This window comes from Micromonospora sonneratiae (assembly GCF_042679305.1).
GTDB classification, from domain to species: Bacteria; Actinomycetota; Actinomycetes; order Mycobacteriales; family Micromonosporaceae; genus Micromonospora_H; species Micromonospora_H sonneratiae.
The window spans coordinates 19202-41520 of sequence record NZ_JBHTMP010000026.1; the positions used below are offsets into that span (position 1 = coordinate 19202).

24 protein-coding genes and 1 tRNA gene are annotated in these 22319 nt (G+C 70.4%); 6 read left to right on the forward strand and 19 right to left on the reverse strand.

Annotated features, from left to right (window positions below; translation table 11 throughout):
• Positions 1-15 precede the first annotated feature (15 nt).
• Positions 16-525, forward strand: a complete 510-nt coding sequence (locus ACFQ4H_RS17905; protein WP_377572121.1) for a GNAT family N-acetyltransferase — start codon at positions 16-18, stop codon at positions 523-525.
• A gap of 32 nt (positions 526-557) precedes the next feature.
• Entirely contained in the window at positions 558-2324 is a 1767-nt protein-coding gene (locus ACFQ4H_RS17910) for an aminotransferase class V-fold PLP-dependent enzyme (RefSeq protein WP_377572122.1), read from the forward strand.
• Positions 2325-2385: 61 nt separating this feature from the next.
• Here the strand turns inward: ACFQ4H_RS17910 and ACFQ4H_RS17915 are convergent, their stop codons facing one another.
• Together ACFQ4H_RS17915 and ACFQ4H_RS17920 are read right to left on the reverse strand one after the other, a co-directional pair.
• Positions 2386-3756 (reverse strand): cystathionine beta-synthase, encoded by a 1371-nt coding sequence (locus tag ACFQ4H_RS17915; RefSeq protein ID WP_377572123.1) that lies wholly within the window; start codon positions 3754-3756, stop codon positions 2386-2388.
• A gap of 78 nt (positions 3757-3834) precedes the next feature.
• Positions 3835-4191: a YkvA family protein gene (locus tag ACFQ4H_RS17920; protein ID WP_377572124.1), complete on the reverse strand. Its 357-nt coding sequence runs from the start codon at positions 4189-4191 to the stop codon at positions 3835-3837.
• A 192-nt stretch (positions 4192-4383) separates the two neighbouring features.
• Between ACFQ4H_RS17920 and ACFQ4H_RS17925 the strand changes: the two genes are divergently transcribed.
• Positions 4384-5478: an SGNH/GDSL hydrolase family protein gene (locus tag ACFQ4H_RS17925; RefSeq protein ID WP_377572125.1), complete on the forward strand. Its 1095-nt coding sequence runs from the start codon at positions 4384-4386 to the stop codon at positions 5476-5478.
• Positions 5475-6278, forward strand: coding sequence for an SGNH/GDSL hydrolase family protein (locus ACFQ4H_RS17930; RefSeq protein WP_377572126.1), 804 nt, complete (start codon positions 5475-5477; stop codon positions 6276-6278). The genes ACFQ4H_RS17925 and ACFQ4H_RS17930 overlap by 4 nt, the downstream gene beginning before the upstream one ends.
• Positions 6279-6310: 32 nt before the next feature.
• Here ACFQ4H_RS17930 and ACFQ4H_RS17935 read toward each other — a convergent pair whose 3' ends face one another.
• From ACFQ4H_RS17935 to ACFQ4H_RS17945, 3 genes are all read right to left on the reverse strand, one after another.
• Positions 6311-6631 (reverse strand): hypothetical protein, encoded by a 321-nt coding sequence (locus ACFQ4H_RS17935; protein ID WP_377572127.1) that lies wholly within the window; start codon positions 6629-6631, stop codon positions 6311-6313.
• 77 nt (positions 6632-6708) lie between these two features.
• On the reverse strand, positions 6709-7572 hold the full coding sequence (locus ACFQ4H_RS17940) for a Bax inhibitor-1/YccA family protein (protein ID WP_377572128.1): 864 nt from the start codon (positions 7570-7572) through the stop codon (positions 6709-6711).
• 105 nt (positions 7573-7677) lie between these two features.
• Positions 7678-7761: transfer RNA gene (locus ACFQ4H_RS17945), tRNA-Leu, on the reverse strand.
• 101 nt (positions 7762-7862) lie between these two features.
• On the opposite strand from ACFQ4H_RS17945, the gene ACFQ4H_RS17950 reads away from it, so the two are divergent.
• Positions 7863-9701 (forward strand): glycosyltransferase family protein, encoded by a 1839-nt coding sequence (locus tag ACFQ4H_RS17950; RefSeq protein ID WP_377572129.1) that lies wholly within the window; start codon positions 7863-7865, stop codon positions 9699-9701.
• Positions 9702-9816: 115 nt separating this feature from the next.
• Here the strand turns inward: ACFQ4H_RS17950 and ACFQ4H_RS17955 are convergent, their stop codons facing one another.
• The 13 genes from ACFQ4H_RS17955 to ACFQ4H_RS18015 form a co-directional block, all read right to left on the reverse strand.
• Positions 9817-10557: a class I SAM-dependent methyltransferase gene (locus tag ACFQ4H_RS17955; protein ID WP_377572130.1), complete on the reverse strand. Its 741-nt coding sequence runs from the start codon at positions 10555-10557 to the stop codon at positions 9817-9819.
• Positions 10558-10885: 328 nt separating this feature from the next.
• Positions 10886-12220: an NAD(P)/FAD-dependent oxidoreductase gene (locus ACFQ4H_RS17960; RefSeq protein ID WP_377572131.1), complete on the reverse strand. Its 1335-nt coding sequence runs from the start codon at positions 12218-12220 to the stop codon at positions 10886-10888.
• A 224-nt stretch (positions 12221-12444) separates the two neighbouring features.
• Positions 12445-13011: a hypothetical protein gene (locus tag ACFQ4H_RS17965; RefSeq protein WP_377572132.1), complete on the reverse strand. Its 567-nt coding sequence runs from the start codon at positions 13009-13011 to the stop codon at positions 12445-12447.
• Positions 13008-14456, reverse strand: coding sequence for a DUF58 domain-containing protein (locus ACFQ4H_RS17970; protein WP_377572183.1), 1449 nt, complete (start codon positions 14454-14456; stop codon positions 13008-13010). Before ACFQ4H_RS17970 ends, ACFQ4H_RS17965 begins: the two co-directional genes overlap by 4 nt.
• Positions 14457-14554: 98 nt before the next feature.
• The gene (locus ACFQ4H_RS17975; protein ID WP_377572133.1) at positions 14555-15577 is read right to left on the reverse strand and encodes an AAA family ATPase; all 1023 of its coding nucleotides are present in this window, start codon (positions 15575-15577) and stop codon (positions 14555-14557) included.
• A complete protein-coding gene (locus ACFQ4H_RS17980; RefSeq protein WP_377572134.1) occupies positions 15574-16146 on the reverse strand; it encodes a hypothetical protein in 573 nt (190 codons plus the stop codon). Before ACFQ4H_RS17980 ends, ACFQ4H_RS17975 begins: the two co-directional genes overlap by 4 nt.
• Entirely contained in the window at positions 16139-16852 is a 714-nt protein-coding gene (locus tag ACFQ4H_RS17985) for a DUF4129 domain-containing protein (RefSeq protein WP_377572135.1), read from the reverse strand. The genes ACFQ4H_RS17980 and ACFQ4H_RS17985 overlap by 8 nt, the downstream gene beginning before the upstream one ends.
• 90 nt (positions 16853-16942) lie before the next feature.
• Complete coding sequence (locus tag ACFQ4H_RS17990) at positions 16943-17656, reverse strand: uracil-DNA glycosylase (RefSeq protein ID WP_377572184.1); 714 nt, start codon at positions 17654-17656, stop codon at positions 16943-16945.
• Between the two features lie 19 nt (positions 17657-17675).
• Positions 17676-18362 carry a dienelactone hydrolase family protein gene (locus ACFQ4H_RS17995; protein ID WP_377572136.1) on the reverse strand — a complete coding sequence of 229 codons (687 nt, stop codon included), beginning with the start codon at positions 18360-18362 and terminating at the stop codon, positions 17676-17678.
• A 239-nt stretch (positions 18363-18601) separates the two neighbouring features.
• Entirely contained in the window at positions 18602-19042 is a 441-nt protein-coding gene (locus ACFQ4H_RS18000) for an LppU/SCO3897 family protein (protein WP_377572137.1), read from the reverse strand.
• A 122-nt stretch (positions 19043-19164) separates the two neighbouring features.
• Positions 19165-20157, reverse strand: coding sequence for an HAAS signaling domain-containing protein (locus tag ACFQ4H_RS18005; RefSeq protein WP_377572138.1), 993 nt, complete (start codon positions 20155-20157; stop codon positions 19165-19167).
• A complete protein-coding gene (locus tag ACFQ4H_RS18010) occupies positions 20154-20486 on the reverse strand; it encodes a PadR family transcriptional regulator (RefSeq protein ID WP_377572139.1) in 333 nt (110 codons plus the stop codon). The genes ACFQ4H_RS18005 and ACFQ4H_RS18010 overlap by 4 nt, the downstream gene beginning before the upstream one ends.
• A gap of 91 nt (positions 20487-20577) precedes the next feature.
• Positions 20578-21117 (reverse strand): CGNR zinc finger domain-containing protein, encoded by a 540-nt coding sequence (locus tag ACFQ4H_RS18015; protein ID WP_377572140.1) that lies wholly within the window; start codon positions 21115-21117, stop codon positions 20578-20580.
• Between the two features lie 26 nt (positions 21118-21143).
• On the opposite strand from ACFQ4H_RS18015, the gene ACFQ4H_RS18020 reads away from it, so the two are divergent.
• Positions 21144-21338, forward strand: coding sequence for a hypothetical protein (locus ACFQ4H_RS18020; RefSeq protein WP_377572141.1), 195 nt, complete (start codon positions 21144-21146; stop codon positions 21336-21338).
• A 9-nt stretch (positions 21339-21347) separates the two neighbouring features.
• On the opposite strand, the gene ACFQ4H_RS18025 is transcribed toward ACFQ4H_RS18020, so the two are convergent.
• On the reverse strand, positions 21348-22241 hold the full coding sequence (locus ACFQ4H_RS18025; RefSeq protein WP_377572185.1) for a DUF2087 domain-containing protein: 894 nt from the start codon (positions 22239-22241) through the stop codon (positions 21348-21350).
• Positions 22242-22319 lie beyond the last annotated feature (78 nt).

The window sequence follows — 22319 nt, forward strand, 5'->3', positions numbered from 1 at the left end:
ACTACCGTTGACCGGGTGAGCATCACCCTCCGCCCGGCCCACTCCGATGACCTGATGGCCGTCGGCGCCCTGCACTACCGCGCCCGGCTGGCCGCCTACCGCGATTTCGTGCCCGCCGAGGCACTCGCCGCGATCTCCGCCGAGTCGATGGGGAGGTGGTGGACGGAACGCTGGCCGTACGAACGGGACAGCCACCGGATGACCGTCGCGGAGTACGACGGACGACTGGTCGGCTTCACCTATCTCGGCCCAGCCCCGGACGATCCCGCCGTCGGCGAACTGTACGCCATCCATCTCGACCCCAGTGAACAGGGAAAAGGCGTCGGTAAGCTACTGATGGTCGATGCCCTGGAGAGCCTGCGCCAGCGCGGTTGGCAACGGGCGAGCCTCTGGGTACTGGCCGACAACACGCATGCGCGCCGGTTCTACGAACGGGGTGGCTGGAGCGTCAGCGGCGAAGAACGGGAGGGCGACGTCGGTACGGCGATCACCCGCCAACTGCGGTATGTCCGAGATCTACCGTAGCCGTGAAGGTGACTCATATCACATAATGGGGAATGGGTAGGGACAACGATACGGATCAACCCCTGCTGCGTCGTATCCGCGAGGGTGTCATCGGCGACGACCGGCTGATAGCCGGCCCCTACGGTCCCCGCCGGATCACCTACGCCGACTACACCGCATCCGGCCGGGCGCTGTCGTTCATCGAGGACTTCATCCGCGACGAGGTACTCCCCCACTACGCCAACACGCATACCGAGTCGTCCAGCACCGGCCGGCAGACCACGAGGCTGCGCGAGGACGCCCGGGAGCTGATCCGCGAGGCGGTCGGCGGCGACGAACAGACCGTCATCATCTTCACCGGCTCCGGTGCCACCAGCGGCATCGACAAGCTGATCCGGATCCTCGGCCTGCAGGCGGGACCACCGAACCGCCACCAGCAGCACCCGGCACCGGGCGGCGACCGGCCGGCGACCGGCATCGAGCGGATCATGAAGGGCAGCGACCGCCCGGTGGTGTTCATCGGCCCCTTCGAGCACCACTCCAACGAGCTGCCCTGGCGGGAGTCGACCGCCGAGGTGGTGGTGATCCCGGAGGACGCCGACGGCCACATCGACATCACCAGGTTGGCGGGGGAACTCAGGCGCTACCGCCACCGACCGTTGAAGATCGGCTCGTTCTCGGCCGCCTCCAACGTCACCGGCATCCTCACCGACACCGGCCCGATCTGTCGGCTCCTGCACCGGCACGGCGCACTGGCGTTCTGGGACTTCGCCGCCGCCGGCCCGTACGTCGACATCGACATGGCCGGGGCCAGCACGCCGCTCGGCCACAAGGACGCCGTCTTCCTGTCGCCGCACAAGTTCGTCGGCGGCCCGGGCACCCCCGGTGTGCTGGCCGTACGCCGTGAGCTGCTGCGCAACCCGGTACCCACCGTTCCCGGCGGCGGCACGGTGGACTACGTCAACGCCATCGAGCACCGCTACCTCACCGATCCCGTGCACCGGGAGGAGGGCGGCACCCCGGCCATCGTGGAGTCGATCCGCGCCGGCCTGGTGTTCCAACTCAAACAGGCGGTCGGCACCGAGGTCATCCGGGCCCGGGAGGAACGGTTCTGGCGTACGGCGATCGACCACTGGGGCGGCAACCCGGCCATCGAGGTGCTCGGCAACCCCGACGCCGACCGGCTGCCCATCGTGTCGTTCGTGGTACGCCGACCGGACGGCCCCTACCTCCACCACAACTTCGTGGTGGCCCTGCTCAACGACCTGTTCGGAATCCAGGCCCGGGGCGGCTGCTCGTGTGCCGGGCCGTACGGGCACCGACTGCTCGGCATCGACCTGGACCGGTCACACCGGTTCGAGCGGGAGATCGTGGCCGGCTGCGCCGGGATCAAACCCGGTTGGGTACGCCTCAGCTTCAACTACTTCTTCAGTGACACGGTCGGCCGGTTCCTGATCGACGCGGTGGACCTGGTCGCCACCCATGGCTGGAAACTCCTGCCCGACTACCGGTTCGACCCGTGGACGGGGTTGTGGCGACACCGGGACGCGCCGGCCGAGCCGACGCTGCGCCTCGGCCAACTCCGCTACACCGAGGCCGGGCCGGACTGGCCGAGGCGGCACGGGCGGGCGGGCGAGGACGCGCTGGCCGGCTACCTGTCGTACGCCCGGGAGCTGTTCGACCGGCTCGACGGGCGCAGCTACGTTGACGGGGACCGGGGTTCGTCGGTGTCGTCCGCCTTCGAGGAACTGCGCTGGTTCGTACTGCCGGACGCCTGCCTCATGACGGAACGCAGCCCGGAGACCCCGTCCTGCGGGTGATCTCCGGGCTGCACGGGGTCGCTGCCCCGGCGGCGGGCGCCGAGGCAGCGGGGCCGCCGGGTCAGCGGGCGCCGAGATGCGCCAGCAGGTCCTGCCGGGTCAGTACGCCCTTGGGCTTGCCGTCGACCAGCACCAGCGCCGCGTCCGACTTCTCCAGCAGGTTGACCGCCTCGCTGACCGGCTGCCCGCCACCGATCATCGGCAGCGGCTCCGCCATGTGCCGCTCGATGGTGTCGTGCAGGTGGGCCTGTCCGGTGAAGAGCGCGTCGAGCAGATCCCGCTCGGCGATCGAGCCGGCCACCTCGCCGGTCACCACCGGCGGCTCGGCCTTGAGCACCGGCAGTTGGGAGACGCCGTACTCGCGCATGTAGTCGATCGCGTCCCGGACCGTCTCGGTCGGGTGTACGTGGACCAGTTCGGGAATGCCACCCGGCTTGCTGGCCAGCGCCTCGGCCACGGTCGCCTCGGTGCCGCCGGTCTGCATGAAGCCGTACCGGGCCATCCACTGGTCGTTGAAGATCTTCGACAGGTAGCCACGTCCACCGTCGGGCAGCAGCACCACCACCACGTCGTCGGGGCCGGCCTGCCGGGCGACCTCCAGCGCGGCGACGACGGCCATGCCGCAGGAGCCACCGACCAGCAGCCCCTCCTCCCGGGCCAGTCGCCGGGTCAGCTCGAAGGACTCCTTGTCCGAGACCTCGATGATCTCGTCACAGATGGTCCGGTCGTACGTCTCCGGCCAGAAGTCCTCGCCGACGCCCTCGACCAGGTACGGCCGACCGGTGCCGCCGGAGTAGACCGAGCCCTCCGGGTCGGCGCCGATCACCCGGACCTTCCCGCCGGAGGCTTCCTTCAGGTAGCGGCCGATGCCGGAGATGGTGCCGCCGGTGCCCACCCCGGCCACGAAGTGGGTGATCCCGCCCTCGGTCTGCTTCCACAGCTCGGGGCCGGTGGTCTCGTAGTGCGAGCGCGGGTTGGCCGGGTTGGCGTACTGGTTGGGCTTCCAGGCACCGGGGATCTCCCGCGCCAGCCGGTCGGAGACGTTGTAGTACGAGCGGGGGTCCTCCGGCGCGACCGCGGTCGGGCAGACCACCACCTCGGCGCCGTACGCCCGCAGCACGTCCTGCTTGTCCTGGCTGACCTTGTCCGGGCAGACGAACACGCACTTGTAGCCCTTGAGCTGGGCGACCAGGGCCAGCCCGACACCGGTGTTACCGCTGGTCGGCTCGACGATGGTGCCACCGGGCTTGAGCAGCCCGGCCTTCTCGGCGTCCTCGATCATCCGGGAGGCGATCCGGTCCTTGACCGATCCGCCGGGATTGAGATATTCAACCTTGGCCAGCACCGTCGCCGAGATGCCCTCGGTCACGTTACGTAGTCGGACCAGCGGGGTGTTGCCGATCAGCTCGACGACGTTTTCGTAGTAGTGCACCTCGTTGTGCCCTTCTCAAGGCGCCGACGGCTTCGTGGCCGGGCGGACGGTCACAGGTCAGCGCCAGCCTACGTGCCGTCAGTGCACCACGTACCCAGGGATCACCGTTTCGCGGCGGCGCTCCCACTCCAGGAACCGCTCGGTCTCGGCCAGCACGCTACCGGCCAGCCAGGTGATCATCAGGGCGTCGTCGGCCAGCCCGAAGAGCGCGAGGAACGCCTCCGGCACCAGGTCGACCGGGGAGGCAACGTACGCCGTCGCCGCCACCATCAGGGCCAGCCGCAGGCCGCCGTCGTACTCGCGCCGGGCGGTAGCCTTGATCATCCGGGGCAGGGCGGCCAACCGCTTGCCCAACGAGGGGCCACCGCGTGCGCCGGAGGTCATCGCCCGTGCCAGCGCCGCGAAAGCCGCCGTCCGCCTGAGTTTCTTCGCCATGTTCGTGACCTCCTCCTCGCAATGATGCACGCGGTGGCAAGAAGGCCCGACCGGCATCGGCCCTCATCGAAGGTAACTACCCATCACTGTCACTTTCTACTCAACCGGGCAGCCGGACAGCGACGGCACGCGTCGTACCACCGCGTTAGTCTCGAAATTTGCAGGGTCATTCGGCATCTGGGGGGCCGCTTGATGAGTCAGGCCGCAGCATCGGCAGGAAAGCTTCCGTCATGGCGCGTCGCGCGCCGGATCGGCAGGGTGGCGGCCGTGGGGACGGGCGCAACCGCGTTGACGGCGGCGGTCACCGCGGGCGTGTTGCTGGCCCAGGCCCGACAGGCCCGACGGACCATCCCGATGGCCGAGGCCCCGCCTCCGCGCGGCGACGGCCTCTACGGCGCCAAGCTTCCCGGCCAACCGATCAACCTGGTGCTACTGGGCGACTCGTCCGCCGCCGGCTACGGCGTACACCGTCCCCGGGAGACCCCGGGCGCGCTGCTGGCCACGGGCGTGTCCCGCCGCCTGGGACGGCCGGTGCGACTGCGCCGGTTCGCCGTGGTGGGCAGCCTCTCGGCCGGGCTGGCTCCGCAGGTCGACGCCGCCGTCGAGACCCGGCCGGACCTGGCGGTCATCCTGATCGGTGGCAACGACGTCACCAATCGCACTTCGCCGGCGGTGGCCGTACGCTATCTCGTCGATGCGGTCCGCCGGCTGCGGGAGGCGGGCGCGCAGGTGGTCGTCGGCACCTGCCCCGACCTCGGCGCCATCCAACCGATCAAACCGCCGTTGCGCTGGTTGGCCCGCCGCTGGAGCCGCCAACTAGCCGCCGCCCAGACGGTCGCCGTCGTCGAGGCGGGCGGGCTGACGGTGTCCCTGGGTGACCTGCTCGGCCCCCGGTTCGCCGCCGAGCCGACCCGGTTGTTCGCCTGGGACCACTTCCACCCCTCCGCCGAGGGGTACGCCATCGCCGTCGCGGCGCTGCTCCCGACCTCGCTGGCCGCCCTCGGTTCGGCACACGAGCAACGGGCTGCCCTCGCCCCCGGTGAAGGCGTACGCTCGCTGCCAGCCGCTGCCCAGGAGGCGGCCCGCCATGCCGGTACGGAGGTACGTGGCGCTCAGGTTGGCGGCCGGGAACGCGGTCCGGCCGGCCGGTGGGCGCAGCTACGTCGGCGTCGGTCCTGGTTCGGCCAGCCCCGGGCGGAGGAGCCCACCGAGAGCGGGGTGACGTCGGCGGTGCCCTGGCCGCCCCGCCCGGCCCCGGATCCAGCCAAGGTAGAGGAGCGGGCATGAGAGGCGTCGCCGCCCGGATCGGTCGGGCCGCCGTACTGACCCTCGTCGCCGGAACCGTCGGTGGCGCAGCGTTGCTGGCCGGTGAGGCACTGGTGGCCCGTAACCGGCGTTACGCCCAGCCGAAGCTCGGCCTGGCGTTGCGCTCGACCATCGGCCCGGCCAGTGCACCGCCGTTGCGCCTGGTGCTGCTCGGTGACTCGTCGACGCTCGGCGTCGGCGTCGACCGGGTCGGCGACACGGTCGGCGGGCAACTCGCCAGGCTGCTCTCCCCCGGCACCGGGCCGGCCGGGGTCGGTGAACGCCAGGTTCTGCTCTCCAGCGTCGGCGTCTCGGGCTCCCGGTGCGCCGACCTCGCCACCCAGGTCGCCCGCGCCCTGCTCGGTGAACGTCCGGACGTGGCGGTGATCCTGATCGGCGCCAACGACGCGACGTCCCTGCGCTGGCCCGGGGAGAGCGCCACCTATCTCGGCAGCGCCGTACGCCGGCTACGCGAGGCCGGGGTGGAGGTCGTCGTCGGCACCTGCCCCGACCTCGGTGCGGTACGGGCGATGGCGCAGCCGCTACGCCAGGTCGCCGGCTGGCTCGGCCGGCGTACCGCCCGGGCGCAGGCCCGCGCGGTGCTGGCCTCAGGTGGTGCCGTGGTGGACCTGGCCGGTGAGACCGGTCCGGTGTTCCGGGCCGACGCGGGGACCCTGTGCCCCGACGGCTACCACCCGTCCGCCGACGGCTATCGGGTGTGGGCCCACGCGCTGCTGCCCGCCGTGGCCCACGCGGTGGCCGTCGCCCAACAGCAGCACTGAGCGGCGGCAGCCGCACCGAGCCACAGCGTCGGTCAGAGTTCCTGACGGGTGGCGGCCACGTCAGCCGCGGCGGCCGACAGGACCGGTTCCGGCGCGTCCGCGGCGATCAGATCCGAGGCGATCGCCCGGAGCTGGTCCGGCAGGGCCAGATCGTTGCCGAGTCTCGGCACCTGCCGCCGGGGCTCCCCCTCGACGTCGGCGGACAGGTCGGCCAACCGCTGCACGAGTCGGTGCACCAGGTCGGCGCGGGTGCCCAGCCCGTTGGCGGCCTCGGCCTCCCAGCGGGGGGTTCCCCAGTGCCCCACCTGCCCAAGCAGCAGGTCGACCGCCCGGTTCAGTTCGTCAGCGCTCATCACCGCGAGTCTACGAGCAGACGGCGGCGGCCCGCCTCCGTTTCGGAAGCGGGCCGCCGTGGCCGTGGGACGACTGCTCAGTCGTCGCCCTGGAAGTAGCTGATCAGACGCAGGACCTCGAGGTAGAGCCAGACCAGGCTGACCAGGATGCCGAACGCGGCGGTCCACGAGTAGCGCTGCGGCAACCCCATCCGCACGCCCTCCTCGACCTCGTGGAAGCTCAGAACAAAGCTGAGCGAGGCCACCACGATGCAGACCAGGCTGAAGCCGATCGCCAGCGCACCGCCGCTACGCAGCCCGGTGTCGAACCCGAACAGCGCCAGCACCAGGTTGATCAGCATGACCGCGAAGAGACCCGCCATCACCGCGATCAACCCGCGGGCGAACTTCGGCGTGGCCCGGACGACCCGCATCTTGTAGAGCATCGCCATCACGAAGAAGACGCCGAAGGTGGCGACCACCGCCTGGAGCACGATGCCGTTGTAGAGCGTCTCGAACGCCTTGCTCACCATGCCGACGAAGACGCCCTCGATCACCGCGTAGGTGACCACGAGCGCCGGGTTGGCGATCCGGGAGAACGAGATGATCAGACCGAGCACCAGGCCGACCACGGCGGCACCGATCCAGGCCACCTTGACCAGCGCGTCGGGCACCAGCACCCAGGCCGCCGCCGCCGACACCCCCAGGATGCCCAGCAGGGTCACGGTCTTGACGACGACATCGTCGATGGACATCGTCTGCACGGTGGGCGGCGCGGACGGGTAACCCGTCGCCGGGTACGGCTGTCCGGGCTGTCCGTAACCGGGCTGGCCGTACGCACCGGGGTGCCCCGGCTGGCCGTATCCGGGCTGGCCGTACGGGCCGCCTGGGGCGTACCCGGCGGCCCGCTCGCGCTCGGCCGCCTGGCCGAGCCGGGCCAGCACCGGGTTGGAAGTCTTCACTGTCAGGCCTCCCTTGGGGGGTCGATGCACGTTGAGGTGCCAGTCAAGAGTAAACCGAGGCAGCAGGCTTTTGGAGATCCAACTATCCAGGCCATGACGGTTGGCTGGTGCCCGGGGCGGGGGTCGAACCCGCACGCCTTGCGGCAGCCGCTTTTAAGGCGGCCGTGTCTGCCTTTCCACCACCCGGGCCGGCGGCAGCGGAGTGTCGAGACACTCCGGTGCTGTCACCGTAGCGGGTCCGAGTCAACTGGGCGCACCCCGCCGCGCCTTCTGGCACTAGGGTCAAGGTCGTGACGAGCGCAGCCGACACCGCACAGGAGGCCGGCCCCGAGAAGGCCGCCACGAAAGGCAGTCCTGACGTGACCCGGCCCGGAAGACGCCAATGGCTCGAACGGCTCCGACGCTACTGGCCCGACCTGGGAATCTGTCTGCTGTTTCTCGTACTGGCCGGATGGCTCACCCACGGGCTGTGGCCGGATCCGACGACCCGTACCCTCGCTCTCAACCCCGAGGACCAGACCCTGATCGAGTGGTTCCTGGCCAACGACGCCCGGATGCTGCTCGGCGACTTCGGTCTGGTCAGTGACCGGCTGAACGCGCCGGACGGGTTCAACCTGATGGCCAACGCCACCATCATCGTGCCCGGGCTCATCCTCGCCCCGATCACCCTCCTGTTCGGCACCGGCACCTCGTTCGCCGTACTGGTCGCCGGCAATCTGGCCTTCACCTCGATCGGCTGGTACCTGCTCTACCAGCGCACACTCGGCGCAGGCCGGTTCCCGGCAGCCATCGGGGCGCTCTTCTGCGGCTTCGCCCCGGGCATGATCTCCCAGTCCAACAGCCACCCGCACATGACCGCACAGTGGCTGGTGCCGGCGATCGTGTGGTGCGTCGTACGCATGGTCCAGGTGTCCGACCCCGAACACCGCGACGGCGCGGCGGGGTCGAGCCGCCGTCTGGCCATCCTTGCTATGACCCTTGCCACACTGGTGACCGTCCAGGTCTTCGTCGGCGAGGAAGTGCTGTTCCTGACGGCGATCACCCTCGCCCTGCTGACGATCGCCTACGCCGTCGTCGCTCCCGCGTTCGTACGCCGGGTCCTGCCGCGTTTCGTCGGCGGCATGCTGCTGGCCGTCGGTCTGGCCGGGATGGCACTGGCCTATCCGCTCTGGATGCAGTTCAAGGGGCCGCAGAGCGTGCCGAACGGCGTGTTCAGCCCCGACTACTTCTCGGCCGACCTGGCCAGCTACGCAGCCATCTCGCCGCTGTCCATCGCCGGTACGCCAGGGGCGGCCCGACTGAGCACCGGGGCCTCCGAGTACAACACGTTCCTCGGCCTGCCGATGCTGCTGCTCTTCGCCGCCTGCGTCTGGTGGTTGCGGCGAAACCGGTTGGTGCTCGCGATCGTGCCGGTCGCCCTGCTCGCCGCCTGGCTCTCCCTGGGCCCACAGGTGGTCCTCGACGGTGTCCGTACCGACATCTGGGCACCGTACGAACTGCTGCGCAACAAGCCGGTGATCGAGGGTGCCCTGCCGATGCGGTTCGCCCTGATCCTGATCCCACTGATCGCAACGGTCCTGGTGCTGGCCCTGGACCGGGCCATGCGCAGCATGGACAGCCCGGCCCGGTTGCTGGTCCCGATCGCCACCGTCGCCGTCCTGCTGCCGATCGCGCCGGCTCCGCTGCCGGCCACCTCCCGTGCCCCCGTACCGACCTTCATCAGCGGCGGCCACTGGCGCCAGTGTGTGCCGAGCGACGGTGTGCTGGTGCCCGTCCCCCTGCCGACTCCGAAGGAACCGGACGTGATGCGCTGGGCCGCCGTCGCGAACGCCGAGTTCCGTCTGCCGGAGGGGTTCTTCATCGCCCCGTACGGGGCCGGCGGCAAGGCGTCGATGGGCACGTACAAGCAACCGACCTCGACGCTGCTCACCGAGGTGGCCAAGACCGGCCAGGTGCCGGTGATCACCCAGCAGCACCGTGACCAGGCCGCCCGGGACGTGGCCTTCTGGGGCGCATCCTGCATGGTGGTGGCGGAGTCGGAGCGCAACGCCCCGGCGCTGCGGACGACGCTGGACTCGCTCTTCGGTCCGGGCACCCTCATCGTCGACGCGTGGACCTGGCGGGTCTGACCAGTCGGCTACGACCAGGGCCGGTCCCGACCGGCCCGCTACGACGGGGTCCTAAGACTGCCTGTGACCCGGGGTCTCGACGACTGTCTACGACCCCGGGTCGCCTACCGACGACCTACGACCCGGGGGTCTCGGCGACGGCCAGTACGGACTGGCCGAACGGCACGCGGATGCGCGCCTCCACCCGTCGTAGCACCGGCACGATGAGCTTGTCGTAGATCTTCAACGGCAGCCCTTCGCCCGGTCGGCCGCGCAGCAACTTGACGAACACCAACCAGCCGAAGAGCCCGAGCGAGTTGAGGTAGGTCACCTTGATCGGCCGCAGACCCGCCGCCCGCAGGGTCGCCTCCATCGACCGGACCCGGTAACGGCGGAAGTGTCCGATCTCCCGGTCGAAGTTGCTCATCGCCTGCTCGAACGCGGGTACGACCAGCACGATCCGGCCGCCGGGTCGGACCAACCGGGCGAAGTCGCGCAGCGCCGCAACGTCGTCCTCGATGTGTTCCAGGACGTTGAGGGAGACCACCGCGGAGTAGTTACCGGATTCGCGGATCGGTACGGCCAGCTCGCGGACCTGGACCGTGGGATGCTCCGCAAACCGTTCCCGCAGCTCGGCCAGCCGGCCCGGGTCGGCCTCGGAGACGGTCAACGGTCGGCCGGTGGCGGCCCACCGGGCCGCCGCGTCACCGAGCCCGGACCCGATCTCCAACGGGTCGTCGCCCAGCCACGGCTCGGTCAGGGAGGTCACCCAGTCGAGGTGGTTCACCGCGGTCCGGAGGTCCTCCAGCACCTCCGACTGCAGGACGGTGGCCTCCTCGAGCGTCGCGGGTCCACGCCCGCCGGTCGAGCCGCTCACCGTCGCGGCCCCGCCCAGGTTTGCGCGACGTCGTCCCAGAAAGCGGCGCGATACACGGATGCGGCGCGATACACGGATGCGGCGCGATACACGGATGCGGCGCAATGCGCGGAACCGGCTGAATCTGCCGGCCTGCCCGAGACGGTAACGGCTCGAAGGCGGGGCATGACAGGCTCCTCGTCATCGTGGCGTAGGCCGAAGCCTGGACAGGATAACGCGAATGACGGTCGGACAAAGCCCTGCGTACAAATTGACCGCCCGGTAACAAGCGGCCGACCCGCACGACATCGTCCGTCGGGTCGGCCAAGTGTGACCGGGTCAGCAGGCACTAGCGGCGGGAGTCGGCCTCCACCTTCGGGGTGGCCTCCAGGAACTCCTCACGTGGGTCGTGCAACTGCCCGAGGGCGACCACCTCACGCTTCAGGAAGAGCGCGAGGGTCCAGTCGACCACCACCCGGATCCTGCGGTTGATCGACGGAATCCGGCTCATGTGATAGGTCCGGTGCATGAACCAGGCGGCGATACCGGTCATCTTGATGCCGTAGACCTGGGCCACCCCCTTGTGCAGGCCGAGGCTGGCCACGCTGCCCGCGTGCTTGTGCTTGTACTCGACCGGGGTCCGCCCCCGGATCACGGCACGGATGTTGTCCGCCATCAGCTTCGCCTGCCGTACGGCGTGCTGCGCGCTCGGCGAGCAGAACGAGCCCGGCTCCTTGGTCAGGTCCGGCACCGCCGCGCAGTCACCGGCGCTCCAGGCGCCCTCGACGATCCGGTCCCCGTCGACCACCTGCAAGGTGGGCAGACAGGTCACCCGTCCCCGGTTGTCCCGGGGCAGGTCGGTCTGGTCCAGCATCGGAGACGGCTTGACACCTGCGGTCCACACGATCGTGTCGGTCTTGAAGCTGTCCCCGTCGGAGAGGGACACCCGGCCGTCGACACAGGATTCGAGGCGGGTGTCCAACCGGATGTCCATCTTGCGCTTGAGTAACTGCTGGACGGTGTACGCCCCCATGTCCCGGTCGACCTCGGGCAGCACCCGCTGCGTCGCCTCGACCAGCACCCAGCGCATGTCCTCGGCCGACAGTTCCGGGTAGTACCTGAGCGCGTCGCGGGCCATGTCCTCCATCTCCGCCAGCGCCTCGATGCCGGCGTAGCCACCCCCGACGAAGACGAAGGTCAGCGCGGACCGGCGAACCTCCTCGTCGACCGTTGCCGCGGCGACGTCGAGCCGGTCCAGCACGTGGTTACGCAGAAAGATGGCCTCACCGATGGTCTTGAAGCCGATCCCGTGCTCCCGCAGACCCGGAATCGGCAGGGTCCGGGACACCGAGCCGGGGGCCACGACGATGTGGTCGTACGGCACCTCCCGGGGCGGCCCGATGATGGGCTGGACCGTGGCCACCCTGCGACCGTGCTCGATCCGGGTCACCGCGCCGGCGACGATGTGACAGCGCCGCAACGACCGACGCAGGGGCACCACGGAGTGGCGCGGTGAGATGTTGCCGGCCGCCGCTTCGGGGAGGAACGGCTGATACGTCATGTGTGGCTGCGGATCGACGACGATGACCTCGGCCTCGCGCGCCCGGAGTTTCTTCGAAAGGCGCAGGGCGGCATAGAGACCAACATGTCCGGCACCGACCACGAGAATGCGCTGCGGCTTCACGATTCCATCTTTCCCCCGGCAGACCGATCGTGCCCGGCAGATACCCCCTTCTGTGACGGGGAACGCCACTGTGAGCTACCTGACCGAGTTGGCTGTCCCCGCACCTTCAGGTCTACCCCGCATCACCCCCGGCCGGCAGCCGCTCGCCCGAATCCCACCCGTCCGACGCCCGAACGGGACACCATCCCGCCAGGTCAGGCGAGGTCCGGTCGGGTCGGGTGCGGTCATCGACGCCGGACCAGCCAGGCCAGGAGCGCACTCGTGGCGACGGCGACGGCGAGTCCGGCCAGCGCGACCGCGAGGAACGTCCGGTCACCGCTGCCCCGCTCGGCCAGTGCGATCAGCAACACTCCCAGGACCGCCGAGGCCAGCGTCACACCGAGGGCCCGCAGCACCCACCGGACCACCACCTCGGACGAGACGACGGCATCGAAGGGCAGCAGCGCGGCCAGGGCGGACAGGCTGTGGGTCAGGTAGAGCAGGGTCGCCAGCGCCAGCAGCCGCCACAGCACGATCGGCTCGTCGTACCAACTGGTCGACACCACCCAGCCGGCGACCGCGGTGAGCAACGCCAGGGTGGCACCGGCACGCCGAGGCGTCAGCGCCGGCAGCAACGCCACGATCAGCAGCACCGGCAGCAGCCGGCTCGTCAGGAGCTGTGTCGGGTACGCCACGACGAACGCGACCAGGGCGGTGAGGGCGGCGCCGGACCGTACCAGCAGGGAAACCCGGCTCACCCGCCTGATCGCGGCGGTGGTCGCCCGTACCCGACCGGTCATGGGGTTGGTCATCGCACCCCCACCCGGGGTGCGCCGGCCAGCCGGGCGATGTCGCGCAGCACCAGGTCGAGGCTGCCCGCCCCGGCCCAGGCGACCACGGGTACGCCATGCTCCCGCAACTGGCCGACGATGTTCGCCCGGTCCAACCGCCAGAGCCGGTACGCCACCTCCGTCCACGGCCCACTGCGTGGGGGCACGGCCAGCTCGGGCAGCGTGTCGACGGCCACCACGAACCGCCCGGAGCGGGCGAGCCGGGCCAGCATCGCGGCCGACCGGGGGTCCACCAGCGGCGTGAGTACGACCACGAGGGCGCTGGACGACAGCAGATGCGGGCCGAAGACCTGGTCGTACGGCTCGTACGGGGACGGGTCGACGTGTACGTCGAGCAGCCATTCCAGCAGCGTGAGGTACTGCCGGCGACCGGCGGCGGGACGCAGTCGCCGGGCGGACGGCCCGTATTCGAGCATGGACACCCGGTCGCCCTGGTGCAGGTAGTGCTCGCCGATCGCGGCGGCGGCCCGGACCGTGGTGTCCAGTACGGACGCGCTGCCCTTGATCCCACCGGACCGGCCGCCCTCGGCCAGCACGTCGAGTAGCAGCACCACCTCGGCGTCCCGGTCGGACAGCATCGCGGCGACGTGCAACTGACGGGCGCGCAGGGATACCCGCCAGTCGATACGGCGCAACCGGTCGCCGGGGCCGAACACCCGTACCCCGGCCAGTTCGCCGCCCTCGCCGGGGCGGCGGGACCGGTGACCGCCGACCAGGCCGGCGGCCCGGGGCATCGCCTCGTCCGCGTCGAACGGCTCGGTGACCGGATAGACCCGCAGGCCCCGGGCGTTGCTCACCACCGACCGGCTGGTCATCAGCCCGTCACAGGCGGCCACCCGGACCGCCACCGGTCCGATCTGGTGGCGCCCCCAGCGCAGCGCCTCACCGTGCAGCCCGATGGCGGCCCGGCCCGCCCCGGGAACGGTGAACGCCAGGGTCCGGTCCAGCCCGGCGGCGGTCAGGGCCGGCGGTCGTCCGCCAGCACCGTCCGAGCCGCCGCCGTCCGACCCGCCGCTGCCCGACCCACCACCGTCCGAGCCGGCGGTACCGTCGCTGACCTCGGCCCGGTCGATCCGGAGCCAGTTGGACACCAGCGACCGGACGAGCACCAGGTCGTAACCGGTGGTCTCCGGGTTGACCACGCTGATCTCGCCGGTGATCGGCCCACCCTCGACGACGTGGTCGTCGTCGGCGTCGACCCTGATCTGTGGCACCGCCGAGGGCCGCTGGCGCATCGCGTACGCGGTGCCGAGGGCGAACGGAACGGCCAGCACGATCAGGTCGATCCGCCCGAGCAGTACCCCGGCGACCAGCAGCACGCCGGTCAGCAGCACCGCGCGGCCGAACGCCCGGGTGGGCCCCCACTGTGACCCACTGTCCGAATCCTCGGCGGAGCCGGACGTCACCGGCTCGGCCAGCTGCCGCCAACCGGCACCGGGTACGGCCGGACGCAGCGACGCCCCGGTGCCGGGCGTCGCCGGGTGCGGAGAGGTCGCGACGTCGGTCACTGAACGGGGTGCCCTACCGGTATCCCGACCCCGCCGGCATAACTGGGCAGCGCGCCGCTGGCCGGGGCGGGCGTGGCATCGAGGACCTCGTTGACCACGAAGGACGGGTCGACCCGCCGTAGCCACATCTCGGGGCGGAGCGTGATCCGGTGCGACAGCGCCGGAACCGCCACCTCCTTGACGTCCTCCGGGATGACATAGTCACGACCGGCCATTCCGGCCCGGGCCCGGGCCAGCAGCAGCAGTGCCAGCGAGCCCCGGGGCGACGCTCCGACCAGCACCGACGCATGTTCCCGGGTGGCTGCGGTCAACTCGACGATGTACCGACCGATCGAGTCCTCCACGACGACGTTCTCCAGCGCCGCCTGCATGGCCCGCAGCCTGGTCGCGTCGACCACCGGCTTGAGGTCGGTCTCCTCCTGCCGGCGGGAGATCCGCCGACGAAGCACGTCCCACTCCTCCTCGCGGGCCGGATAGCCGAACGAGACCCGGAGTAGGAAGCGGTCGAGTTGCGCCTCGGGCAGCGGGTACGTCCCCTCGTACTCGATGGGGTTGGCGGTGGCCAGTACGTGGAACGGCGCGTCCAGCCGGTAGGTGACCCCCTCGACGGAGACCTGCTTCTCCTGCATCGCCTCCAGCAGGGCCGACTGCGTCTTCGGCGGGGTCCGGTTGATCTCGTCGGCCAGCAGCAGATTCGTGAAGATCGGCCCGGCCCGGAAGTTGAAGTCCGATGTGCGCTGGTCGTAGAGGAACGAGCCGGTGACGTCGGCGGGCAGCAGGTCCGGGGTGAACTGCAACCGCCGGAAGTCGAGCCCGAGTGCCTGGGCGAAGGACCGGGCGGTCAGCGTCTTGCCGAGCCCCGGCAGGTCCTCGAGCAGGACGTGACCGCCGGCCAGGATGCCGGCCAACACCAGTTCCAGGGCGTCCCGCTTGCCGACCACCACCGTGCCGACCGCATCGAGCACCGCCCGGGCCAGCCGGCCCACCTCCGCGGTCGGGATCGGCTCCAGGTCGTTCATAGGTTCTCCAATTCGGCAACGATCACGGTGTAGTCCTTCGGCGACGGGCTGCGGCGGCCCTTACCGGCCAGCAGGTTCCACAGTGGTTCCCCCAGCAACGCACGGGCCCGGTCCGGATCGGAGGCGCGGGTCAGCCCGTGTCGTTGACGTAGCCGCTCGTCAGCCAGTTCACCGAGCATGGGCAACAACTCCTGCCGGAACCAGTCACGGTCGCCACCGGCCCGGCCGAGCGCCTTCTCCCAACTCTTCACCGCGCCACGCAACGCGTCCCGCTCATCCGACCGGTAGCGGCCGGCGTCGTCGGCGGTGTCCCGGTAACGATGCCGACGAGGTGCCGGGGGCGGCGCGACCTGGGTGGTCACCCGACGTACGGCCAGCAGGGCGAGAAACCCCGCGAAGATCGCCCATACGGAGAGTTCGATGTTGAACATCCGCATCCCGACGACGGTGACGGCGGTGAACGCCGCTGCCGTGAGGCCGTAACGCAGCCAGACGAACCGTCGACGGTTGGTCGTCGGTGGCGGATCGTCGTCCTCGCCCAGCAGGGCGTCCAGACCGAAGTCACTCATGCGGCATCCCCGCACCGACCTCCGCGGTCAGCTCGGCGCGCAGTCGTTGCAGTGCCGACCGGGCCTGCCCCCGCATCCGCTCGTCGACGACCCGGGTGGCGTACCGCGCCTCACGGTAGACGTGCGCGAACTCGGCCAGCACGTCGGCGCTGACCGATGCCCGGGCCCGCAGCAGCCGGGACACCAGATCCGTGGGCGTGTCCCCGACCTGGCGGGGCAGGCCGGCAGCCGCCGCCGTCTGTTCAAGCCGTACCCAGCAGGCGATGACGGCTCGACGTGGATCGGTGTCGCTGTCGGAGAGTTCGACCAGACCCGCATCGAGCGCGTCGACCACCTCCTGTGCGGTGGCCGCGCCGGATGGTCGCCCCGGGGCCGACGACCGGTTGGCCCGGCGCCGCATCAGGTCCCGGACCACCAGCCGGACCAGCAGCCCGCCGAGGACGACGCCGACCGCGACGCACAGCCAGCCGGCGACGGTGGTGACCAGGTCGACCAGGTCGCTCGACTCGGCGTCGGCGACCTGCTGCGGCATCGCCGACTGGGGCGTGGGCTGCACGTACTCCGCCATCTCCGGCGGTGGTCCGGACGTGCCGTCGAGCCGGGTGAACTCGAGTGAGGAGTACGCGGCGGCCACCGAGGCCAGGCCGAGCAGGATCGTCACGGCGGCCAGCGGCCACAACCGGCGCAGGACGGTAAGCGTCGTCACCGGTCGGTCAGATCCAGGTGCGCAGATGCATCCGCATACGTTCGCCGTGTCTGTCCAGCATCGCAACCCCCGAGTCGTCGCCGGCCAGTGTCAGTCCACCCCGGCCAGCTGCTTCGCCCGGGCGAACACCTCATCCAGCATTGCTGGTGTCAACCGGCCGGTAAAGGTGTTCTGCTGGCTGACGTGATAACAACCCAGCAAATCCGGCACGGCTTCGCCGGACCAGTGTGCCCCATGCCCGAATCCGGGTCGCGGGCTGGGCGGGCGGACGTCGTACACCTGGCGCAGGATCGGCCACCACGCGGCCCAGGCAAAGGCACCGAGCGCGACCACGACGCGCAGGGTGGGCCGGATCAGTTCCACCTCGCGGTGCAGCCATGGCGCACAGGTGTCGCGCTCGGCCGGGGTGGGTTTGTTCTCCGGCGGCGCGCACCGGACCGCAGAGAAGATCCGGGTGTCGGTGAGGGTCAGCCCGTCGTCGGCGGCCACGCTGGTCGGCTGGTTGGCCAGACCGGCCCGGTGTAGGGCGGCGAAGAGCACGTCACCCGAGCGGTCCCCGGTGAAGATCCGTCCGGTGCGGTTGCCGCCGTGCGCGGCCGGGGCCAGGCCGAGGATGGCGATCCGCGCGTCGGCGCTGCCGAAGCCCGGTACCGGCCGTCCCCAGTAGCGCTGTTGCCGGAACGCGGCCCGGCGCACGGCCGCCACCTCCTCCCGCCAGGCCACCAGGCGCGGGCAGGCGAAGCAGTCGCTGACCGCGCCGTCGAGGTCGGCCAGGTCGGCCGCCTGCGGTGCGCGGGCGGCCACCTCCTCGGCGGTACGGGTTTCAGCCAAGCCTGGTCCGGAAGAGTTCGAGGGTACGGGCCCAGGCGCTGGCCGATGCCTGCTGGTCGTAGACCTCGGGCCGGTCGTCGTTGAAGAACGCGTGCGAGCTGCCCGGGTAGTCGTAGAGGACGCAGTCGCCGCCGGCCGCCTGGATGGCCCCGCGAGCGGTCTGCACCCCCTCGGCGGCGGAGGTGCCGTCCTCCTCGGAGCAGTGGATGATGGCGGCTTTACCCGCGTAGTCGGACCATTCCGGCTTCATCCGCTCCCAGGGCAGGACGGGGTAGAACCCGGCGGTCGCCACGATCTGCTCGGAGAGCGTCGCGGACCACAGCGCCAGGCTGCCGCCGGCACAGAAGCCGACGCAGCCCACCTTGCCGGCCACCTCGGGACGCTTGACGAGGTAGTCGGCGGCCCCGGCGATGTCCCGGGCGGCCTGGTCCATCGCCAGCCCCATGATCAGCTTTCCGGCGTGGTCCGGCTCGGTGGTCGAGATGCCGTGGTAGAGGTCCGGCGCCAGGGCCACGAAGCCCGCCTCGGCGAAGCGGTCGGCAACGGCGGTGATGTGCGGCACAAGCCCCCACCACTCCTGGATCACGATGACCGCAGGTCCGGTCCGGTTCCCGGCAGGCACGGCCAGATAGCCCTCGCTCATCCCCCCGTTGCTGGGGTAGCTCACCATCTCACCCATCGGCCGATCCTCCTGACGGTCAGTCATCGTTGGCTGGTCGCACAGTGGCGCTTCGCGCGTGCGGGTAGCGTGCCATGCCGCAGCCGGGCGAGGAAAGACAACGGCAACGTGGCGTACACCTCCTCGTTCGTCGGTGTACACCACGGCCGGGGCCGGGAAAGCAGAAACAGCAGCGGCGCGTCGTACACCTCACCCTGGGGCTGGGGTACGACGCGCCGCCGCCGGTTACCGGTTACCGGTTACTTCTTGACGGGCTCCAGGCAGAGGACGTAGCCGGTCCCGCCCTTCTTGCCCTCCCAGTAGCCGCTCTCCGTGGTCGGGAAGGCGGAGCAGATGTCCTCCGACTGCCTGAACTCGCTCTCGGTCTTGTTCTCCACCTTGCCGACGATCTTGTATTCGGCCGTGGCGTCGTCGCACTTCACGGTCTTCATCTCCTCGGCGGAGCCACCGGCCAGGCAGTCTCCGACCGAAGCCGTCTCCGGGGCACCCGTGAAGTACTTCCAGGCCAGGCCACCGACACCGATGACCACGGCCACGATCACCGCTCCGATGATCCGCTTAACGATGCCGCCAGCCACCGACGGGGCTTTCGGGGCCGGCCCCATTCCCTCCACAGGAGCGCCCGGGGGAACCGGGGCACCCGGCTGCGGCGGGGTGGGCGGGGTGGCCTGCTCAGTCACGATCGTTCCTTCCGAGGGGTGAAGGGACCGCCACGTCGGCGATCCCTCGGATACGCAGGCGACACCGTAACGATCAGGGGCGACATCTCACAGCCCCGACTACTCCACCTTTCAGCTTGTTTTCAGCCTGTCGGCGAGGGTCCGACCGGCGGTTCCGTCTGTGCGTGGGGCGTACCGCTACTCGGCGTCACCGCAGAGGGCGAATCCGTCGGCTCCGGGACAGACGGGGCGGTCGGCGAGGGGGTCACCGTTGGACCGGGTTGGCGCAGCCGGAACGGCGCGCTCTCCGGGCAGTACGGGTATGTCCGCCGGGTCGGATCACCGAACTCCTGCTCGCGCTGGGCGCTCGCGCACCAGGGCCAGCCGAGCTGGATCGGCTGACCGTCCTGGTCGAACAGCCGGGCCCCCTCCACCAGCCGTCCCTCGCTGTCGTAGACGTAGACGTCCTGGATGTGCTGGTACGGGTCGTCGACGGAGGAGGGGTAGTAGCCGATTCCGTTGCTGTCGGAGTCGACGCTGGTGAAGAGCGCCACACCGAACACGGCGATCAGCGCGGTCGCCACGTTGAGCGTCCACCTCGGCCAACGGGTCAGCCCGCTGCTGCGGCGGCCGAGCCAGACGGAGGCGGTCACACAGGTGACGAGGAGCAGCACCGCTGCCAGGAAGCTGCCGCCGAGCCGGGGCAGCAGTCCGGACTCGCCGCTGAGCGCGACTGCGATGAACATCGCAACCAGGTAGCCGCGCAGGATCCACCAGGCCGGTCGGAGCAGGCGAAGGTAGTCGCTGACCTTGGCGTACCCGAGGACCGAGCCCAGTTTGGTGTCGACCGTACGCAGCCTGGCCCGGCCGGCAGCCACGGCGGCGGTGACCCGCTTGTCCAGTCTGGCCTCGGCAGCGGCTGGGCCGACCCCGGCCACCGACCGCAGCTCGGCCGCGTACGCCTCGGGCGTGCCCAGCCGGTCGACGAGCGAACCGTCAGCTTCGGCGGCCACCTCGGTCAGGTGCTCCGGCAGGTCTTCGAGCAGTTCTTCCTGGGTGGCCACCGGCAGGTCGGCCAGCGCCGCCCGAACCTGGTCGACGTAGCGAGCGATCTCCTGCTCCCGCATGACGGTCATGCCGCCATCCCCCGATCATCGAGCAGCGTGTCCATTGTGGTCGCGAACGATCGCCAGACCTTACCGGAGCGGTGGAGCTGGGCACGGCCGGTGGCGTTGAGCGAGTAGTACTTGCGGTGTGGGCCGGACTCACTGGGAACCACGTAGGTGGTCAGCAGGCCGGCCTGAAAGAGTCGGCGCAGCGTGCCGTAGACGGAGGCGTCCCCCACCTCCTCGAGGCCGGCAACCCGAAGCCGGCGCATAATGTCGTAGCCGTAGCCGTCCTCGTCCTTGAGCACGGCCAGGACCGCGAGATCCAGCACCCCTTTGAGCAACTGCGTGGTGTCCACGCGAGAACGGTATAACGCACTACGTAGTACCGTCAACAATGCAGTAGCTGACGCCGACCAGCGACGGTCAACGTTGGCCGACCAGCGACGGTCAACGTTGGCCGGCCGGGACCGATGTCGGCCGCGCCCGATGACGGCGTACGGCATCCCGGTTCGCACAGCGGGGCGAGCAGTAGCGCTGTCGCCCACCCCGGGAGAAGTCGGCATAGACGGCCAGGCACCCGGCTCGGGCGCAACGTCCCAGCCGACCCATGCCCCGGCCGGTGAGATGCAGCGCGGTGCCGACGCTGACCAGCGCCCGCAGCACGGCTCCCAGGGGGACGCCGTTGTCCCGGTAGTGCAGGTGCCAGCCCGTGCCGGCATGGTTGGACAGGCGAGGGTACGTGGACGCCTCCGCCAACAGTCGGTTGACCAACTCGGCCCGCCGGTACTCGCCGTCGGCGTCGACGATCTCGCACCACCGGTCGACGAGATCCAGGGCGTCGGCCAGGTCGGCCTCCCCCACCGGCATGTCCATGACGAGACCGGCCGCCGAGCACCGGCGTACCAGGTCGTCGACGGACGTGGGGCGCTCGTTGGCCAGGTCGACGATCAGGCAGAGGGCATCCTGGCCGTAAGGGTTGATTTGCATAATGCCATTACACCAGGCTCGTCGACATGACCATCAACGATGACCACACCTGGACCGTCCGGTCCCGGCACCGGACCAGCGACGGATTGATGAGCTACCAGTCGTGCCACTGCGGCCTGTGGCGGGTGGTGTCCGGGGCCGGAGCGGTGATCGCCAACCGGGTCAGCACGACCCGGGACGAACCGGACCACGAGGAGCAGCGAGGGAGCCGACCCCGGTAGCGTCCGCGCTCAGAAGTGGTCCCGCAACTCGACGAAGGTGCTCAGCCGCAGCACCCGGTCGTCGGCGGGGTCGAGTTCGTCGTGCTCCAGCACCCAGGTGTGCTGGTGCGGAATGAAGACGGCGTTCAGGCCCGCCCGTCGGGCGGGGAGGATGTCCGACCTCGGAGAGTTGCCGACCATCCACGTCGTCTCGGGTGACAGGTCCTGCTCCGCCAGCAGCCACCGGTACACGTCGGCGTCCTTCTCCGCCACGATGTGGACGCTGCCGAAGTGGCTGGCCAGGCCCGAGGCATCCAGCTTGCGCTGCTGCTCCGCCAGGTCCCCCTTGGTGAGCAGCAAAAGCTCGTGCCGACCGCCGAGCTCCGTCAACGTCTCGGCGACCCCCGGGATCAGCTCCACCCGGCGCTCGATGAGCGCCACCGCCAACTCCTCGATCTCGCGCTCTTCCGCAGCGGTCGCCGGCCGCTCGCGCAGCCGCCCGAGGCACTCGCCCAGGCTACGCAGGAACACCCGGCTGCCGTACCCGTGGGCGACCGTGTTCGCCCGTTCGATGTCGTCGAGGATGGCGCGGATCTCGGCCCGGTCGAGCGTTGGATGGGCCAACCAGTCCAGGAAGTCGTCGATCACCCGCTCGAAGAGGACGTTGTTCTCCCAGAGCGTGTCGTCAGCGTCGAAGACGAGGGCCTGCTGCGTGGCGACCCCGCCACCGGGACGCCAGTACCAGCCGTCCGCCCGCCGCAGCAGCGCCGTGTCGATCAGGTAGCGACGCAACGAGACCCAGTCATGCTCGTAGTAGGCGCGCAGCCTCTCGTTGACCTCCCGCTCGGTCAGCCGTACCCCGACCGGGAAGGTTGCCGCGACATGTTCGAGCAGCACCTGCCGCTTGGCGGCCCGGGACGGCATCGACACCAGCCGGCCGTCGTCGTCCAGGAAGGTCCGCAGCACCTTCTCACGATCAGCACCCACGCTGGCACGGTAGCC